We start from the raw sequence: 17796 nt of genomic DNA on the forward strand, positions 1-17796 counted from the left end.
AGCAAGCGAATATCAACAGGTTAAAAATCGTACCGTAATTATTTAAATTTCTCTGAACCTGCAATTAACCGTCTATAAAGGTCATCCTTGATAGTTAATTATTCAAGGAGCTTTAATGAAATCAAAGAATTCTTACTCAGGAATTGATCCCATAATTGTCAAGTACGTTAGACATTACGCAAAATGTATAAAGAACTTAAAGTGTTTTGCGCATGAAAGTCTTGAAGATATTGAGCAAGAACTTTTCTGTATGATTTGGCCTGCTATTGAGAAATATGACGAAAGTAGAAGCTCTTTTTCTACCTTTGTATGTCAACTTGTTAAGTGTAGAGCTATTAATTTAATCAATAAGCAACTCTGTAAAAAACGTGGTGGCAGACAAGGTATATTCTATGTTGATCCTGATGATCTACATGAAGTAGTTGATGATAGATGTCGTTTTATCACTGAAATCACAACTCGTATTGATGTGAACGATGTTATCTCAACACTACCCCAAGAATGGCAAGTACTATGCAGACAACTGGAATTTTTCAGTGTTCCAGAAATAGCTGAAATAAATGGAATACCACGCACAACAGTTTATAACACTTTGCAACGAATAAGACGGCACATAAAAAATTTTTTTTAGCAAATCAAACAACAAGTAACAGTTCTAGTATAACTCTTATAGGAGGGCCACGATATATGACCTTAAAAATAATAAACAGCAAAGAAAGAGTAAAAATAGTAACAGGCGTGAAGGTAGTAATCTTTGGACCTTATGGAATTGGCAAAACCAGTCTGCTTAAAACTTTGAATGAACCAACACTTTGTCTTGATTTTGAAGCAGGACTTTTAGCTGTACAAGACTGGAAAGGGGATTCTATCAATATGCGCACTTGGAATGAGGCCAGAGATATTGCTTGTCTTATTGGTGGGCCAAACCCTGCACTAAAATCTGATCAAGCATACAGCCAAAGACACCATGAACATGTATCTAGCAAGTATAAAGATCTTCTTTCTGAAGTTTCTAAATACCGATGCATCTTTGTAGATAGTATAACTGTTGCTTCACGTTTATGTCTATTATGGGCAAAAATGCAACCTGAAGCTTTTTCTGAAAGAAGTGGAAAGCAAGACATGAGAGCTGCTTACGGAATGCTTGCTCAAGAAATGATGGCTTGGCTCAATCAATTTCAACACATCAGAGATAAAGACATCATCATAGTTGGCACACTAGGTCAATATCTCGATGACTGTAATCGTTCAACCTGGCTACCTCAATGTGAAGGGGCTAAAACTGCTAGTGAAATTCCAGGTATTGTTGATGAAGTAATTAGCATGGTTGGAATCAAGAAAGATGATGGTACAGAGGTTCGCTCATTTGTCTGTCAGACTATTAACTCTTGGGGATATCCCGCTAAAGATCGCAGTGGCTGCCTGAATATGGTTGAAGAACCGCATTTAGGTAAATTACTTGCGAAAATTAAAGCCAAAACTTTGGCTCCTATTATTTAATTAAAAATTGGAGAAATTATTATGGAACAAAGCTTTTTCAATATCGGTCAAAAAATTCCCTTTTTCAGTGTGAAAGAATACTTGAATGATCAATCGCCAATACCAGAAGATATAATTTCCCCTAGAATTCTAACTAAAAGAGGTTTGTTAGTACTAGGTGGCCCACCTAAAATTGGCAAGAGTGACTTTTTGATCTCTTGGCTTGTCCACATGGCTGCTGGTAGATCATTTCTTGGTATGACACCAAATAGACCTTTGAAAATTTTCTACATGCAAACTGAAATTGAATATGAATATATGAAAGAACGTTTGCAACAACTTCAACTTGATGAGGAACTTTTGGATATAGCTGCTAACAACTTAATCATTACACCAAAGGTGCACTTATCATTTAATCATGATGAAATAAGTGAAATGAAGGAAATTGTGAATGAACGCTTTAAACCTGATGTTTTGGCCATAGATCCATTACGTAACATCTTTAGTAGCGAGTATGGAAATGAAAATGATAATAGTGCTATGCTGTTTTTTCTGCAAAAGACTCTTGAAAAGCTGCGCAGTGCTGTCAATCCAGATGCTTGTATTGTACTCACTCATCATACAAAAAAATTATCAAAAAAGATGCTGGAAGAAGATCCATTTCAGGGTTTAAGCGGAGCTGGTTCTTTGAGGGGATTTTATAGTACTGGCATGGTGATGTTTTCTCATGATGAAGAAAGTACTGTACGTCAGATAGTATTTGAACTGCGTAATGGTGAACGTGTGGCAAGCAAGCTTGTCGATAAGATAAATGGCCGTTGGGAGCTTGTAGACCAATGGAGCAGCTGATTCTTTTTTTTACTTAATTTATGGGGAACAATATGCTAACAGATTTTTTAACTGATTTTAATACTGCAAAACCAAGAAGTAGCTTAATACAAGCGGGTACCATAGCAAAAGTATTGGTTAAAATTTGTCCTGGAGGCCATGAACCAAATGGCTTACTCACGAAAAGTAAAAATACTGGCAGCATTTACTTAAATCTCGAATTTACTGTGGTAGAAGGACCATACTCAAAACGTAAGATCTATCAAATCTTTGGTATTCAAGGGAGTAAACTCAACGAAAATGGAGAAGATGTCTGGGGAGAAATGGGTCGTTCGATGATTAGGAGTATTTTGGAGTCAGCTCGCAATATCTATCCTCATGATGATCGAGAAGAAGCAAATCTTGCCCGTAAAATTAAATCCATTTCAGAACTAAATGGCCTGGAATGTTTAGTTAAGATTGGCACGGAAACTAGTGGATATGGTGAAAAAAATAAGATCATCTCAGTGATTACTCCAGAATATAGTAGTTACGCAAGTTTTATGAAGGCAACAGTTAATTGGAATTAAAAAATTGAAAAGTAAAAAAATAGTAAAAAAGTAAATATGGGGGATATATGGATTTTTGGAGTATTACAGAAAACTTTTTGTGGAAAGATTCTGAAGATGTTTTAGGAATTAGATCACTGCTACTTCATAATATTAAAGCATGCATTTCTCATCTTTTTCCTAATGGCAAATTCTATAAAAAAAAGTTTTGTATTGCTGATCTACAAAAGGACCAAATCGTAGTCGACATGAAGGCAGGAAATTGGTCTAGCCTAGTTACCGGTAAAAGTGGAGATATCATCAGTCTTTGGGCATTTGTTACTGGTAAAACTAAACTTTTTGACGTTATTGGCTTAATATCAAAATGGCTCAATGCTGAAAGATTCATTTACCGTGATGAAAACGGCAAAGACATTATTTATGTCTATCTTTATAATGATAACAGTTGTTATGCTTGGAATACTAAAACGCGCAGTAGTAATTCAAAGCCACTTTTCAACATTCCTGAAATCATAAAATCAGACAGAGTAGTTATAGTAAAAGGCGAAAAATGTGCTGAAAAATTAACAAATCATGGTATCACAGCAACAACAGTGATGTTTGACTCAATTGATCAGACAGACTTTTCACCTCTTAATGGAAAGCAGATCATCATTTGGCCAGACAATAATGAAGTAGGTAAGCAGTATGCTGAAAAAATAGCTAATAAGCTGAGTAACCTAAAGTGCTCTATTCTAAACATTCCAGAAGGTAAAAAGAGTGGATGGAGTGCTCTTGATGCTATTGTAGAAGAAATAGATATAAACCAGCTGTTAATATCAACCAATCCAGTAGTTAAAGAAAACATCTCAGCTTTTTCTGTAAAGCAGTATTTAAACGATAAGTCACCAATACCAAAAGATATAATTTCCCCAAGAATCTTAATACCAGGTGGATTATTAGTACTTGGTGGTACTCCTAAAGTGGGAAAAACTGATTTTTTGATTTCTTGGCTTGCTAATATGTCAGCAGGTATTCCATTTTTTGATATGGTACCAGCAAAACCTCTAAAAATCTTTTATCTACAAACTGATGTTGGCTATCACTATATGCGTGAGAGACTACAACAACTTAAGATTGACAGCAAACTTTTGAACTTAGTTGCCAATAACTTTGCTATTACATCTGATACTAATTTACTACTTGACGAGAGTAAAGTTTATAATACCGTGAAACAATTTTTCAACCCAGCAGAGGTAGATGTTATCGTTATTGACTCTTTACGCAATGTCTTTAACTATAGAAATGAAAATGACAACAATGTTATGTATTCCTTTTTGCAGGAAAAAGTCGAAAAGTTACGTTCTACAATTAACCCAAGTGCAGGAGTTATCTTAACTCACAATGTTAATAAAAAGCTTCCTAAGGAAAATCCTTTTCAAAGTTTAAGTGGTGCAAGCAGTTTAAGAAATGTTTATACTTCTGGTATGCTCATGTTAAAACCAATCGAAGAGGAAAATATTCGCCAGTTGATGTTTGAGTCAAAAAATGGTCAGTCCTTGCCGACAAGGTTTATCAGTAAGGTTAATGGCAGTTGGTATTCACAAGTTTGCGGTATTTAGTATGCAAAAGAATAGGGTTTCAAAAAGCTTTGTCGTTGTAGGAAGGCTAAAGCTCATAGAGAATAAAAATATGCCATCAAATCTGAGGTATAGCCTTTCTTATAATAGTCCGAATGCGATAAGATATGTGTTGATGGCTATAGCAGGCCAGTAGCATATTACGGTCTGTTCGGATTATTGTAAAAAGAGCTATAACTGTAGAAATGAAAATTAGAAAAGGAAATACAAGAGGTGAAGCAGAAATTTACTTTTTCAACACAAGAGTAAAGGGGTTAAGACGATAACCGTGTTCTTTACAAGTTAATTCTGGCCAACCAATGGTTTGAATAACATCATCACGTTTAATGCTTAATCCCAATTGATTGGCTAGTTTTTCTTTTATCGTTCTTTGCATTTTATTCAGAGGATATCTTATTTGTTGTTCTAAATCTGTGATTTCTGAATGAAAAGTTAAACGGTCTGCTATTTTTTCAATGCTAAGGGGTATATGTTTCTCTAACGGTACATCATTTTCAAAATCATTAAGGAATTGTTTGAATAAAACGCGAAAAATACTAACACACAACGTAGCTCGTTTATTTACTACTTCAATGTCATTAATGTAAACTACACCATGCGAAAACTTTAGTTGTAGAATCTTTTTTGGTAATTTAGGTTTAACTTCCTTTAGTGAAATAATGGGTAGTGAAATAATGGGAAATATTTGCGTAGAAACATTAGCAATTAATTCTGGTATAGCTGCTTCACAAAGTATTTCATTTAAAGTTTTATGCTCACAAAAAAGATCAGACATTTTTACAATAGGTAAAACTAGTGGCAAGTTTGGTATATTTTCTCTTACGATAATTAGGATAGTGGGCTGAATTCTCAGTTTATCTACGGTTAAATGTACTGCATCAGTGCAAAGGTCAAGAATAATTACGCTTACTATACTACCTTGGCTGCTTATGTGGTAAACTCCTTCTGCTGCTCTTCGCCAGATTAATTTTGAGCTACTTAATAAATCCTCGAACCAACTTGCAATTTTTTCTAAGTTAAGATTGGTTGATAGTAGGTGAAATCGTTGTTTTTGGTGTGTATTTGGTAAAATGTAGCGACAACAATCTTCACAAATCATGTCATCACACTCTTCATCAAAATCTCGACTAATAGGAATTTCATTATTACAATCTGGGTAGAATACGTGAGGCCAATCTAGATGGTCTTCTATGCGGGAACAAATAACAAAATCAACTTCTTTTAGCTTAACAAAGCTGAGGTCAGACAACCACAATGCAGTTTCTAAATAAGCTTTACTAGGATCAATCCAGGAGTCATGAGATCTCAGAATATCTGCAGCAGCTTGCTTTTGGGAGGATTGTAAGTCCATAGGTTTCTCTCATTAATGATTTAAAATCTTCACGCTCTTTTTTATTGAGTATGTGCTCTGAGTAGTAAATAATAGTATAGTGTTGGTTTCTTTTAAAGAACATAGTTACTTTCTTTTCTTTAAATACAATACGAATAGATTCAACAAGTGAATTATCTTGCTCAATTGTTAGCTTTAGTATTTGTAGTTCCCTAGCAATTGAGTTAACTGGATTGGTAACTACAACTAAGTACGTATCTTTCTTCAGCTGAGTTGAACGAAATTTTACCTCAAATAGACAAATATTAGGATCAGTACCTTCTATGGAAGATTTTAAGAATGTTGCAACAAGAAGTGTACAATTCTGGTCTTTCATGTCGATAAATAAGCATTCACATTCAAAATAATTACTTGCGATACTATTTGCTATTTTTAGGCTTTCATTAAAATTCTTAGCACACAGATTTACTTGATTACCATGCAGTGAAAAATCCAGAATAATCCAACTTGGTCTATATCCATGAATAATACGATTTGAATTGAAGAGTAGGTCCTTATCGCTCGCTCGACGTATAAACACATATATACGATTTTGGTGATAGAAAAACCCTTGTAGTTGAGTTTCAAAGCCATCATCTTTTTCAGCATCGTATTCTTGTAGTAATCGGTGAGTAACTTCTTTTGATATAAAGTTTTTAAATGGAATTTTCATCTGCCTTGGTGAATTTTGTAAAGTAAAAGATGAAAATCCTCTCTTTTGTACTTTATCAAAGTGGTAAACACATTTAATTAATTCTGGGTCACTATGGAATAAAACAAAAATTAAGGATTTTTTATCATGCTTGTTATTTTTACATAAAAAGTTTGTGATCAACTCTTCAGTCAAAATAGACCTTGCTACTTCAACAACAGCAGACTCAAGTTTAGAATGGTTGAAGTGGCTAAGTAGATAATAGCTGAACAAAGAGTCTGAGCAACCTATAAGCATTTTGCGTTGTTCTTGAACTGAAATATCATCATGTTTCTGAAATTCAAACAATTGGCCATTTTGCTTATGTGTAAAGGAATACTGAAAAATAACATTTAGTTGTCTACCTGAAAGAGAATAAAGCCAATTTTTACGTATTTCTTCATCTTGAAAGCTAGTCAGCCAATGATCTACTGGCATTTCCAAACTACTCTCCCAGAATTCTCTACTAGGATAAAGATTAACCATATATTATGTGTAATATAATACGCTACATTTAACATAATTCAAAAACTAGTCAACGGTAAAAATTATAACAAAGATTTAAGAAAACAAATTGATAAAAATATTTTTCTTTCACTTAAACATACAACTATGAAAAATATATATATTAAGTAATAGGTCTGCGTAAAAAGGGAAATGTCAATTCTCACACAGTCAGGAAGAGCAGCAATAGCAGCAAGTATAAAAGAGCAGCCGATACATCTTGCCTGGGGCAGTGGTGATGCCAATTGGGAAAGTAGTCATCAAGTCGAAAAAGTTTTTGTTGAGGATGAAATAGCCCTAGATCACCATCCCATTAAAGACGTAAAAGTTTTTATCGGACAAACAACTTATCAGCCAAGTGTTGACTATACAGTTGATAGTAGTACTGGTCTAATAAAACGTACGGAAAATAGCTCTATTCCAGTAAGTGATAAAGTTACTGTACAGTATACTGAAAGCACACCACCTGAACCTATAAATTCTATAAAGCTCTTGAATGAACTTGGCAGACGTACTGCAGATGAAGTGCTATTCTGCACAGGTGATGAAAATGGCGAACTTATAACTCCTTCTGGAAGGTTTAGGCCCTCAAATGTACCAACTAATAATCTCTATCTCAAATTTACTTTCGATTTCACAAACGCAGCAAATCAAGTTATCAGGGAACTAGGAGTTATGGTTGGTACTAAAGTAAAAGAAGAATTACCTATAGGACAGAGGTATTTTGAACCAAAAGATATAGAAGACCATGGAATTTTGTTAGTTTTAGAACACACTGTACCACTTATCAGAACATCTGCAACTCGGGAAACTTTTTCATTTGTTGTAACTTTTTGAAACAAAATGACCTTAAATAGTTATTATAATCGCTTTAATCCTGACAAAGAATACGAAAAAAGCTTGTTTCTAGCAGGAAGAGGTCTACAGTCAGCAGAATTAAACGAGACGCAAGAATATGCTCTCTCTAAGCTTAAAGGCATAGGCGATGCAATATTTCGTGATGGCGATGTTATAACAGGAAGCAATTGTATTATAGATAGAGAAACTGGTAAAGTTACGCTTGAATCAGGAAAAATCTATCTGCGTGGTGCAGTTAGAAAAGTCGAAAAAGAAGAGTTTGTTGTTCCTCTTAATACTATAGTTCGTATCGGTGTTTATTACGTAGAATCTACCATTACAGAACTTGAGGATGAAAATCTTCGTGATCCTGCTGTTGGTACACGTAATTATCAAGAAGTAGGGGCTGCAAGGCTTAAAGTTTCCACCACTTGGAGTTATCAAGCTGAGGGTGTGACTACTAATGCTTCAGGAGAATTTTATCCAATTTATAACATTGAAAATGGAGTATTGATAGAACATTCACCGCCACCACAAGCAAATATAGTAACTACTGCTCTTGCTCGTTATGACAAAGAAGCCAATGGTTCCTATGTTGTAAATGGTCTTGAAGTAATGTTCCTGCAAAAGGAAGAGGGAGAAGGAGGAAAAAAAATATTTGTGATTAATGAGGGCAAAGCTCATGTTGATGGCTATGAGATTGAACTTCCTCACAGTATTCGTGTTTCTTTTGATGAAGATCCGAATATAAAATCAGTTGAATCAGAACCACATACTTTTCAGCCAAATAGCCAAAGAGTAATGGAACTGAAGGTTAATGATTTTCCAATAAGTGAAATTAAAAAAGTAGATATAACTGTTCAGAAAACCATTACTGTTACTCACGGTTCATATTCAGGAGCCATTGATCCGATACCTGACTCTGCAGTACTTGAGATTATTCAAGTTAAACAAGGTAATGTTATTTATGAAAACAGTATAGACTATAAGTTAAACGCAGGAAACGTCGATTGGTCATTACCAGGTAAAGAGCCAGCTCCTGGAAGTAGTTACCTGATAACCTATCGCTGTCGCACTCATGTAAGCCCTGAAGATATAAGTGAAGAGGGATGTAAAGTAAGAGGTGCCGTTGATAACAGCTTGGTTCTGATTGATTACACCTGGAAGATGCCACGCTATGATTTAATTACTATCGATAGCAAAGGAGTGGTAAGGAGAATAAAAGGAATTTCTCACCCTTGGCGACCATCGATGCCTAAAGCGCCCTCTGGACAACTTTTGCTCTGCTACATTCATCAGACGTGGAAAAAAGGCGAAGGGGTAAAAATAGTGAATAATGCTATTCATGCTGTACCGATGAATGAACTTGAAGCAATGAAGAAGGGAATAAATGATCTTTATGCGCTGGTTGCCTATGAACGTCTACGCAGTGATGCAAATTCAAGAGAACTTACCACCAAAAAAGGAGTATTTGTAGATCCGTTCTTTGATGATGATATGCGTGATCAAGGAATTTCACAGTCTGCAGCAATAGTAAATAAGGAACTAATTTTACCAATAGATGTAACTATTGCTGATATTGATGGGGAAGAAAAAACTTATTTGTTGCCGTATGAACTTGAACCGATACTGGAGCAGCTTTTACAGACTAAAGGAGAAAAAATTAATCCGTATCAAGCTTTTGATCCAGTTCCGGCACAAATTACTCTAAATAAAAATATAGACCACTGGACGGAGGTTACCACGAATTGGAAAAGTCCAGTAACTAGAGTATTTAATGTTAAAGAAACAACAGAGCTGCTGTCAAGTACTTCATACGAAGCTGAATTTATGAGAGAAGCAGTACAGAATTTTGAAATTGAAGGTTTTGAGCCAAGTGAGAAGCTTAAAGAGATAAAATTTGATGGAATAAACATTCAACCTATAACTTAAAACTGGAAAACCAAATGTTAACAGCTAACAATCAGGGAAAATTAAAGGGAAAGGTGAAGATACCGGCAAATATTCCAGCAGGTACTAAATTAGTACAGTTTTACGGGGATAAAGGAAGTTATGGAGAAGCAACTTATACTGGTAAAAAAACTATTACCATAGAGGAAAGAAGAAGAGTTATCGCAGCAAGACGAGTTGATCCTTTAGCGCAAACATTTACTCTAAATGAAAGCAGACACATAGGAGGTGTAGAGCTATGGTTCATAAATAAAGGCAAAAAATGTGTTGTTGTGCAGATTCGGGAAACAGCAGTGGGAATTCCCTCGCAGACTGTTATTGCTGAAAGCTATATTGAGCCGAAAGATATAAAAGTAGATGGCACAGCAACACGTATAGAATGGTCGCCAGTGTTTTGCCATGCAGGAGAGGAATATGCAATAGTTTTACTTACCGATGACGGGGAAAATGCGGTCAAAGTAGCAGAACTTGGCAAATATGATGCAGTAAATAGCCGCTGGGTAACGAGTCAGCCATATCAAGTAGGAGTATTACTTTCATCGAGCAATGCAAGTACCTGGACTCCACATCAAAATTTAGATTTAACGTTTCGACTACTAGCTGCAAAATTTAGTGAAGTTTCTCACGTTATTGATCTAGGAAAAGTTACAGCAAACAATACTTCAGATTTAATTATTTTGACGAACGTCGAAAAAGTAGCATTTGATACCAATGTAGAATTTATCTTAACAGATGAAGAGGGAAGAGAAAACTTTTTGTCTGATAACTTACCGCTCGCACTGCGTGAAAGAATAAATGGGGAATTAACGGTAAAAGCAAGCCTAAAAGGAGGGCGAGAAAAAAGTCCAGTGCTATATCCTGGGTTACAGCTAGTTATGGGTAATATAGGGGAAAAAGGAGATTATGTAACTAGGAGCATTACAGCAGGAGCTAACACTAAGATTACCATAACATATGATGCGCTGATACCTGGCACTGCAGATGTTAAAGCATATGTACAAAAAAACGTGGATTGGCAATTAGTAAATTTAACATCAGGAAAACCAATTGGAGAAAACTGGGTGGAGAGAACTCATGTACTGACAAACTTTAATGCTAATGAGACAAGGATAAAATTGGTTTTAAGTGGAACGGTTGTCTATCGGCCAAAGGTAAAAAACTTGCGGATTGTTATAACGTAAAAAAATGCCAAATAATGAAACGAGGCGCGGATATCCTTTACCACATCCAGAGAATATTGCTGTGCAAGATGTGGTACGTATTCGCAAAGCGGTAGAAAAAATAGATGAAGATATGAGTGAGAGGGAAAGTAAATACAACGATCTTCAAAAAGCATTTGAACGACTGAATTTTGAGAATTTTTTGAATTTTTGGAGTAATAACAGATGACTATCGCCAAAGAAGTAGTTTATGCATTACATCAGAGACTGAAAGATCTATCTGTAAATGCTACCCCTGATCAACTCGCATATCTCGCAAAATCGCTGGAGTTGATAGCAGATAAAAAAGCTATTGCTGACATTGTGCAGATGACTGAGGTAAAAGAGATAATTGATGCACTACAAAAGAGGCTTAAGGATTTAGCAGAAAACAGTACACCAGATCAATTAGCATATCTTGCTAAAGCATTGGAATCAATAGTCGACAAAAGTGCAGTTTCTGAAATTGTACAGATGACTGATGGTAAGCTAAAAGAACTTCTTGATAGTGCAAAAAAACACTTAACTGATCTGGATAATAAAAAAGCTAGTTCTTTAGCAGTGATCTCTGAATCAGAGAAGCAGTTATTAAAGAGAATTGATGAAAAAGGAACAACAAATTTATCGCTACTTGATACGAGAAAGAATGCCAATATTGCAGCAATAAATAGCATTAGTAATAGTCATAAAGATGGTCTTAAAGGTTTAGTAGAAGATTTTCGTGCTGTTAATAATGTACCATCTGGCTCATCAATTATTAGGGAAATAGAAACTCGTGATAACCAATTAAAAACATCCCTGATAAATGAGGTAAAAACTCGGGATGAACAGTTAAAAGCGTCTCTTATAAATGAAATAAGAAAGCGCAACATGGTTGAACCAGGGTCATTACCTTTCTTATTTGGTGTACTTGGCAGAAAAAATAATTATTTTGGCCACGGAACTTTTACGACAGAGCTTGGAAAGTGGAGTAGTGATATAACAAAAACTGACTATATGTTACAACTACTAGCAGGTAGCCATACGTACAATACAGATTACGTTAGTTTTTATCGGCCAAGACAACTAAGTTTTATAGAGGGAAGTAAAGGAACATTTATTTACGGAGAGTTATGCACAAAAAGTTTTTCGGGTAGTTATGATGAGATATACTATTACCCGTATGCTGCACTTGGAGTAGTATTTGTAAAAAATACAACCAATGTGAACATAAATAAGACAATGGAATTTGTTGGATCATCGTATTCGAGTACGGAGTATGGGGGAGCAGGATTATTTGTGGGAACTCCTGATAACACTAATTCTAATAAATCAAGTATTTCAAGAATAATATGGAAAAATGTTTACCAATACACGAGTTCTGATAGCAAATTAGCTGGATCTGGTAATGTAGAGATTCCAGCAGGAAAAACAGTTGCAATATTACTTTACACATCATCTTATCTATATTCTAGAACACAAGTTAGTCAAGGTATGCTTGCATCAAATTATGTACACAACTATGGTCAATTTATTCAGTGGGGGATTTATAACATACGTAGCAATGTTCTAACTACAGGACTTGAAGTAGATGTGGAGAGAACGCTAAAAGCTTGGCAATGTCCAGGATTATCTAACACGTATGAGATTTGGAGGTAACAAACAATGTCTATCTACATTAGATTTGAAAATGATAAACAAGTAGAAACAACAACACTTGAAAGCAAGCCAACTGAAAATGATTGGTATGAAGCACCAGAAAATTTCGACTGGCAAAAAAATTATCGGTTAACAGAAGGAGGGAAAATTGTTGAGAGGAATCAAGAAGATATTGAGCTGGAATTACTGGAAACTGCAAAACTTTCTGCACTTGATAGCATCCGTGTTTATTTTAATCATTATACTCACCAATACGCAGGATATTCTCATCAAAAGCTTAAGTCGTACGAAATACAAGCGAAAGCCACAGCGAACATTTTAGCAGCACCAGAATCGATAGATGAAAAAGATGCAGAAATTATAGAGCCTTTAGCAAAAGTCCGTGATATTACGGTTATTGAAATGGCAAGAATAATTCAGGAAAAAGCAAAAAGAGCGAAAAAAGTAATAATCAAGTGCGAAGAATTGGTGGATATAGCTGAAAGGGAAATCGGTGAAGCTAAAAGTAAGGAAGAGCTGCAAACTTTGCTAGATGATTTCAGGAAAAAAATACAAAGAAATGGCTGAAGAATTTTTACATGGCGTAAATGTTATTGAGGTAACCTCAGGAGCAAAGACAGTACGTACAGCTAAATCATCAGTGATAGGTGTAATTGGTACTGCACCTGAAGCAGATGAGCAAAAATTTCCGCTAAATAAACCAGTGTTAGTTGCAGGAAGCTTAAAGGAAGCAGCAAAGCTCGGAAAGAGTGGCAGTTTACCTTCTGCAATAAATGGAATATTTTCCCAGATTGGTGCAACAGTAGTAGTTATTCGAGTTGAGGAAAGTGAAAACAGCGATCCAAAATTAAAAGAAGAAGAGACGCTGAAAAATATAATTGGCGGTGTTGATAAAGAGACTGGAGAGTATCAAGGGATAGAGGCATTCCTCAGTAGTGAAAGTATAGTTCATGTTGCTCCAAGAATATTAATTGCACCTCAGTTTACTCATCAGTTACCTGAAATAGATGGAGTAAATTCAGTAGTGAGTGCTTTAATTTCCATAGCAGAAAAATTAAGAGCAATTATTGTTGCAGATGGACCAAATACTAATGATGAAGAAGCAATAAAGTGGAGAAAAAGTGTAGGCAGCTCAAGAGTTTACGTAGTTGATCCATGGGTTAAGGTATTTATTGAAGGAAAAGAAGAAATCTTGCCTCCAAGTTCATTTGTAGCTGGTTTAATAGCGAGAGTAGATAGCGAACAAGGATTTTGGCACTCACCTTCAAATAAAGAGATAAACGGTATTGTTGGAACAAGCAGGCCTATTGATTTTACGCTCGGTAATACAAATTGTAGAGCAAACCACTTGAATGAAAATGAGGTAACAACGATAATTCATCAAAACGGCTATAGGCTTTGGGGAAATAGGACATGTTCAAATGACTCAAAATGGGCTTTTTTGTCAGTGAGAAGGACTGCAGATTTAATTAACGATAGTTTACTTCGAGCTCATTTATGGGCAGTTGATCGCAATATCACCAAAACTTACATAGATGATGTGATTGAGGGGGTGAATTCTTATTTGGCCAATTTAAAAGCACAAGGGGCGATTATCAGTGGAAAATGTTATGCAACTCCCGAACTCAATACACCGGCAAATATTGCAAGCGGAAAAGTGTCTTTTGATTTTGAGTTCACGCCACCATATCCAGCAGAACGGATTACTTTCAGGTCACATCTTGTGAGTGGTACAATATTATAAAAAGGGGAGAAAAATGTTACCGAAAATACTGAGAAATTTTAACGTATTCGTTGATGGTCGTGGTTATGCAGGAAAAATAGATGAAATAACTTTGCCGAAGCTTACCATAAAAACAGAAGAGTATCGTGCTGGTGGTATGGATATTCCAATAAATATTGACATGGGCATGGAAAAGCTTGAAGCAGACTTTACTTTTGCTGAATACGACACAGAACTCTTTCGGCTATTTGGGTTGATAAATGGAAACTCTGTATCTTTAACTCTTCGTGGTGGAATGCAAGGGAGTGGTAGCAATGATATTGAAGGAGTAATTATCAACCTCAGAGGAATATTTAAAGAATTTGATTTTGGTAGCTGGAAACCTGCTGAAAAAGCCACTCTAAAATGCACTGTAGCTGCTCATTATTATAAACTTACGATAGGTGGCAATGAGCTGATAGAGATCGATGCTGAAAATATGATAAGAAAGATAAATGGTGTTGATCAAATGGCCTTGCTGCAAACGGTTTTAGGTATTTAGGTTTAGTTTTAAAAAGATTTTGGAATTTTATTTTTTAGGAGAAAGTATGACAACAGTAAAACTTGATAATCCAATAACAGTTGATGGTATTTCTGTCTCAGAACTTACCATTAGACGTCCAAAAGTAAGGGATTATTTAGCAATAGAACGCCTTAATGGTAGTGATCTAAGTAAGGAAGTAACTTTGACTGCCAATTTGACATCAGTTGCAAAAGAAGCGATTGAAGAGTTAGATATTGCTGATTATGTGAAAGTGCAAGAGGTATTAAAGGATTTTTTTTCACCGATTATCCAAAAAACTTGAGATTAGAAATACTAGTGCTTGGCTCTATCATAGGTGGTGGAGTTGAGCACATTCTTGATATGGAGATTAGTGAGTTTATTTTATGGAGCAAATTAGCTAGGGAGTTCAAATGTCAGTATTATCGATAAAAATAGGTGCGGTACTTGATGGCAGTTTTAATACTGTAATAAAGGGAAGCAGTAGTCAACTTACTCATCTTGGTGAGAATATAAGAAAGCTTGATTCATCTTTAAAATCAGTATCAAAGTTTAAGCAGTTGGGTAGTGATGTTTTAACTAGCAGAAGGTCATGGAAAGGTTTTGAGGATCAGGTAAAATCTTTAGCTAAACAAATGAAAGCAATAGAGAAACCGAGCAAAACTTTAAAAGCAGAATTTGACAAGGCCAAAACCTCCGCAATAAAAGCAAAAGAAGCATATTTGAAAAAGAGAGATGCTTTGCATTCATTTAATGAAGAAGTAAGAAAAAGTGGAAGAAATATTAAGTCATTAGTAAGCGACCAATATAAACTTGGCTCGTCCATTGAAGCGCTGAAAGGCAAGTATGGTAAGCTTGGATCTGCAATACGTAGTCACCAAAGTTTTTTAGCAAGCAAAGCACATTTTAAGTCACAAATTATAGAGACTATTGGGCTAGGGCTAACGCTTGCAGCGCCAATTAAAGTTGCGATTGATTTTGAAAGTGCTATGGCTGATGTTAAAAAAGTAGTAAAGTTTGATGATGAAACAAAAGAAGTTGACAAATTTGCGCAGAAACTAAAGGAGATGTCACATACTATACAATTATCAGCTGCAGAATTAGCACAAATAGCTGCAAGCGGTGGTCAACTTGGTATCAAGAAAGAAGATCTTTTTAAGTTTACAGAAACAGTAGCAAAAATGTCAACAGCATTTGATATGTCTGCAGAGCAAGCAGGCGATTCCATAGCTAAACTTTCTAACGTTTATGGAATTGATGTTAGTGAAATGGAACATGTTGGTAATGTGATCAACCACTTGTCAGATAACACTGCTGCTAAAGCAAAAGACATGGTTGAAGCTCTAGCAATAGTTGGTGGTACTGCAAAACAGTTTGGATTAAAGTTTGAACAAACCAGTAGCTTAGTAAATGCTTTCATTAGCTTAGGCAAACAACCAGCGAAAGCTGCAACTGCTATAAATGCTTTACTTTCTAAGCTTCAAACTGCTGAAGGGCAAGGAAAAGAATTCAAGGCAGCACTAGAAGAAATGGGCATAGCCACAGAAGAAATGGTACAAAGGATCAGTGAAAACGGGGAAGAAGCACTACTTCACTTTTTTCAAGCTCTAAAGAAAATGGATAACCAGGAACGTTCTACAATCCTTATGAAACTTTTCGGTCAGGAATATCAAGATGATATTGCATTATTAGCTGGAAGTTTTAACAAATACGAAGATGCAATAAAGTTACTGGCTGAAACAGAAGAGTATAAAAGATCCCTGCAGAAAGAATTCAAAAATCGTGCAGACACCACAGCCAGTAAATTAAGACTCCTTCGAAATGCAATAGCTGAAGTTGGTATGAACCTGGGCTCAGTGATGCTGCCTACTTTAAAATCTATAGCTGAATTTTTACAAGAAAAAACTAGATATATAGCAGAGTTTGCAGAAAAATATCCAACTTTAACCACGGCGATCATGGGTACTGTAGCAGCCTTGATAAGTTTAAAAATTGTAGCAGTAGGACTAGGATACGGATTTACATTGCTAGGAAGTACGATTTTTGGTCTGAAAGCAAACCTACTTGGAGCATTTTCATTTTTATCAGCTACAGTTTTTCCTGCAGTTATAACAGGGCTAAGAGCAATAACACTCGCTGTAATGAGTAACCCAGTTGGACTTTTAATAGCAAGTCTTGTCACTGGTGCAGCTCTTGTTATAACTAACTGGCAAAAGGTGAAAGACTTTTTCTCTAGCTTTTGGAAATCGATAATAAAACCCATAGAAGAAGCTTTTTCATGGATGGGAAATACAGTTAGTAGCACATTTGGAAAAATCTCTGAAAATAGTCCACTGAAAGAATTTGAAAAAAGAAAAAGTATTGTTACTGAAATAAAAGCAGTACATAGTCCCCTAAAGAGTAATATTCTCAACAGTGGAAATCCTTTGCTAGGTAACAGTATAATTAAAGAACTTTCCAAGAGAAATAAAAATAGCTTCAGAGTCAAAAGCCTTATTGAGGAGAAAAAGTTTACAGAGAGCGATAATGATAAGATATTTGCAGATTTTGGAAGGAGTAAATTTGAAAATAAAGAACAAAATAAAACTCAGAACATCACTAATAATTACACTATCAGCATTAAAGCAGAGCCAAATCAAGATGTTCGTAGTCTTGCAGATGAAGTAATAAAAAGGATAAGAGAAAAATCACGTGATGTTTTATTTGATACAGTAGAGACGTTTTATTGATCAACTATGTTTTTTAAAATTTTTTGAATTTAGTCTCATTTGTTGATAATTTTGTATTTTTATTCAATTGAAAAATGTATTTTGGCAACAAAGATCTTAGTTTATACAGAAAGAAATTTATATCAAACAGCAACCACTGCT

General features: G+C 35.3%; 18 protein-coding genes. 16 read left to right on the top strand and 2 right to left on the bottom strand.

What is annotated here, in order from left to right:
* Nucleotides 1–115: 115 nt before the first annotated feature.
* Genes CAI20_RS06320 through CAI20_RS06590 form a run of 6 tightly spaced genes read left to right on the top strand, consistent with a single transcriptional unit; the run spans nucleotide 116 to nucleotide 4610 of the window.
* Nucleotides 116–631, top strand: coding sequence for an RNA polymerase sigma factor (locus CAI20_RS06320; protein ID WP_246111594.1), 516 nt, complete (start codon nucleotides 116–118; stop codon nucleotides 629–631).
* A gap of 56 nt (nucleotides 632–687) precedes the next feature.
* On the top strand, nucleotides 688–1500 hold the full coding sequence (locus CAI20_RS06325; protein WP_149168973.1) for an ATP-binding protein: 813 nt from the start codon (nucleotides 688–690) through the stop codon (nucleotides 1498–1500).
* 21 nt (nucleotides 1501–1521) lie between these two features.
* On the top strand, nucleotides 1522–2328 hold the full coding sequence (locus CAI20_RS06330; protein WP_149168974.1) for an AAA family ATPase: 807 nt from the start codon (nucleotides 1522–1524) through the stop codon (nucleotides 2326–2328).
* Between the two features lie 32 nt (nucleotides 2329–2360).
* On the top strand, nucleotides 2361–2876 hold the full coding sequence (locus CAI20_RS06335) for a hypothetical protein (protein ID WP_149169015.1): 516 nt from the start codon (nucleotides 2361–2363) through the stop codon (nucleotides 2874–2876).
* A gap of 47 nt (nucleotides 2877–2923) precedes the next feature.
* Nucleotides 2924–4456, top strand: coding sequence for an AAA family ATPase (locus CAI20_RS06340; protein WP_149168975.1), 1533 nt, complete (start codon nucleotides 2924–2926; stop codon nucleotides 4454–4456).
* Nucleotide 4457: 1 nt separating this feature from the next.
* The gene (locus CAI20_RS06590; RefSeq protein WP_167495310.1) at nucleotides 4458–4610 is read left to right on the top strand and encodes a hypothetical protein; all 153 of its coding nucleotides are present in this window, start codon (nucleotides 4458–4460) and stop codon (nucleotides 4608–4610) included.
* A 90-nt stretch (nucleotides 4611–4700) separates the two neighbouring features.
* Here the strand turns inward: CAI20_RS06590 and CAI20_RS06345 are convergent, their stop codons facing one another.
* Both CAI20_RS06345 and CAI20_RS06350 read right to left on the bottom strand, forming a co-directional pair.
* Entirely contained in the window at nucleotides 4701–5825 is a 1125-nt protein-coding gene (locus tag CAI20_RS06345; protein WP_149168976.1) for a hypothetical protein, read from the bottom strand.
* Nucleotides 5770–6972: a hypothetical protein gene (locus CAI20_RS06350; RefSeq protein WP_246111595.1), complete on the bottom strand. Its 1203-nt coding sequence runs from the start codon at nucleotides 6970–6972 to the stop codon at nucleotides 5770–5772. Before CAI20_RS06350 ends, CAI20_RS06345 begins: the two co-directional genes overlap by 56 nt.
* A gap of 219 nt (nucleotides 6973–7191) precedes the next feature.
* Here CAI20_RS06350 and CAI20_RS06355 point away from each other — a divergent pair, with 219 nt between their 5' ends.
* From CAI20_RS06355 to CAI20_RS06400, 10 genes are all read left to right on the top strand, one after another.
* Nucleotides 7192–7875: a hypothetical protein gene (locus CAI20_RS06355; RefSeq protein WP_149168978.1), complete on the top strand. Its 684-nt coding sequence runs from the start codon at nucleotides 7192–7194 to the stop codon at nucleotides 7873–7875.
* A 6-nt stretch (nucleotides 7876–7881) separates the two neighbouring features.
* Nucleotides 7882–9807 carry a DUF4815 domain-containing protein gene (locus tag CAI20_RS06360; protein ID WP_149168979.1) on the top strand — a complete coding sequence of 642 codons (1926 nt, stop codon included), beginning with the start codon at nucleotides 7882–7884 and terminating at the stop codon, nucleotides 9805–9807.
* Between the two features lie 14 nt (nucleotides 9808–9821).
* On the top strand, nucleotides 9822–11006 hold the full coding sequence (locus tag CAI20_RS06365) for a hypothetical protein (protein WP_149168980.1): 1185 nt from the start codon (nucleotides 9822–9824) through the stop codon (nucleotides 11004–11006).
* Between the two features lie 4 nt (nucleotides 11007–11010).
* Nucleotides 11011–11214: a hypothetical protein gene (locus CAI20_RS06370; protein ID WP_149168981.1), complete on the top strand. Its 204-nt coding sequence runs from the start codon at nucleotides 11011–11013 to the stop codon at nucleotides 11212–11214.
* Nucleotides 11211–12662, top strand: coding sequence for a hypothetical protein (locus CAI20_RS06375; protein ID WP_149168982.1), 1452 nt, complete (start codon nucleotides 11211–11213; stop codon nucleotides 12660–12662). The genes CAI20_RS06370 and CAI20_RS06375 overlap by 4 nt, the downstream gene beginning before the upstream one ends.
* Nucleotides 12663–12668: 6 nt before the next feature.
* Entirely contained in the window at nucleotides 12669–13229 is a 561-nt protein-coding gene (locus tag CAI20_RS06380) for a hypothetical protein (RefSeq protein WP_149168983.1), read from the top strand.
* Nucleotides 13222–14406, top strand: coding sequence for a phage tail sheath subtilisin-like domain-containing protein (locus CAI20_RS06385; protein ID WP_149169016.1), 1185 nt, complete (start codon nucleotides 13222–13224; stop codon nucleotides 14404–14406). Before CAI20_RS06380 ends, CAI20_RS06385 begins: the two co-directional genes overlap by 8 nt.
* A gap of 13 nt (nucleotides 14407–14419) precedes the next feature.
* On the top strand, nucleotides 14420–14926 hold the full coding sequence (locus tag CAI20_RS06390; protein WP_149168984.1) for a phage major tail tube protein: 507 nt from the start codon (nucleotides 14420–14422) through the stop codon (nucleotides 14924–14926).
* Between the two features lie 46 nt (nucleotides 14927–14972).
* Nucleotides 14973–15230: a phage tail assembly protein gene (locus CAI20_RS06395; protein ID WP_149168985.1), complete on the top strand. Its 258-nt coding sequence runs from the start codon at nucleotides 14973–14975 to the stop codon at nucleotides 15228–15230.
* Nucleotides 15231–15339: 109 nt separating this feature from the next.
* Nucleotides 15340–17655 (top strand): phage tail tape measure protein, encoded by a 2316-nt coding sequence (locus CAI20_RS06400; protein WP_149168986.1) that lies wholly within the window; start codon nucleotides 15340–15342, stop codon nucleotides 17653–17655.
* Nucleotides 17656–17796 lie beyond the last annotated feature (141 nt).

This window comes from Wolbachia endosymbiont of Chrysomya megacephala (assembly GCF_008245065.1).
GTDB lineage: Bacteria > Pseudomonadota > Alphaproteobacteria > Rickettsiales > Anaplasmataceae > Wolbachia.

Coding starts and splice junctions, on each gene's coding strand:
- CAI20_RS06320 (WP_246111594.1), top strand. CDS start 116: ATGAAATCAAAGAATTCTTACTCAGGAATTGATCCCATAATTGTCAAG.
- CAI20_RS06325 (WP_149168973.1), top strand. CDS start 688: ATGACCTTAAAAATAATAAACAGCAAAGAAAGAGTAAAAATAGTAACA.
- CAI20_RS06330 (WP_149168974.1), top strand. CDS start 1,522: ATGGAACAAAGCTTTTTCAATATCGGTCAAAAAATTCCCTTTTTCAGT.
- CAI20_RS06335 (WP_149169015.1), top strand. CDS start 2,361: ATGCTAACAGATTTTTTAACTGATTTTAATACTGCAAAACCAAGAAGT.
- CAI20_RS06340 (WP_149168975.1), top strand. CDS start 2,924: ATGGATTTTTGGAGTATTACAGAAAACTTTTTGTGGAAAGATTCTGAA.
- CAI20_RS06590 (WP_167495310.1), top strand. CDS start 4,458: ATGCAAAAGAATAGGGTTTCAAAAAGCTTTGTCGTTGTAGGAAGGCTA.
- CAI20_RS06345 (WP_149168976.1), bottom strand. CDS start 5,825: ATGGACTTACAATCCTCCCAAAAGCAAGCTGCTGCAGATATTCTGAGA.
- CAI20_RS06350 (WP_246111595.1), bottom strand. CDS start 6,972: ATGCCAGTAGATCATTGGCTGACTAGCTTTCAAGATGAAGAAATACGT.
- CAI20_RS06355 (WP_149168978.1), top strand. CDS start 7,192: ATGTCAATTCTCACACAGTCAGGAAGAGCAGCAATAGCAGCAAGTATA.
- CAI20_RS06360 (WP_149168979.1), top strand. CDS start 7,882: ATGACCTTAAATAGTTATTATAATCGCTTTAATCCTGACAAAGAATAC.
- CAI20_RS06365 (WP_149168980.1), top strand. CDS start 9,822: ATGTTAACAGCTAACAATCAGGGAAAATTAAAGGGAAAGGTGAAGATA.
- CAI20_RS06370 (WP_149168981.1), top strand. CDS start 11,011: ATGCCAAATAATGAAACGAGGCGCGGATATCCTTTACCACATCCAGAG.
- CAI20_RS06375 (WP_149168982.1), top strand. CDS start 11,211: ATGACTATCGCCAAAGAAGTAGTTTATGCATTACATCAGAGACTGAAA.
- CAI20_RS06380 (WP_149168983.1), top strand. CDS start 12,669: ATGTCTATCTACATTAGATTTGAAAATGATAAACAAGTAGAAACAACA.
- CAI20_RS06385 (WP_149169016.1), top strand. CDS start 13,222: ATGGCTGAAGAATTTTTACATGGCGTAAATGTTATTGAGGTAACCTCA.
- CAI20_RS06390 (WP_149168984.1), top strand. CDS start 14,420: ATGTTACCGAAAATACTGAGAAATTTTAACGTATTCGTTGATGGTCGT.
- CAI20_RS06395 (WP_149168985.1), top strand. CDS start 14,973: ATGACAACAGTAAAACTTGATAATCCAATAACAGTTGATGGTATTTCT.
- CAI20_RS06400 (WP_149168986.1), top strand. CDS start 15,340: ATGTCAGTATTATCGATAAAAATAGGTGCGGTACTTGATGGCAGTTTT.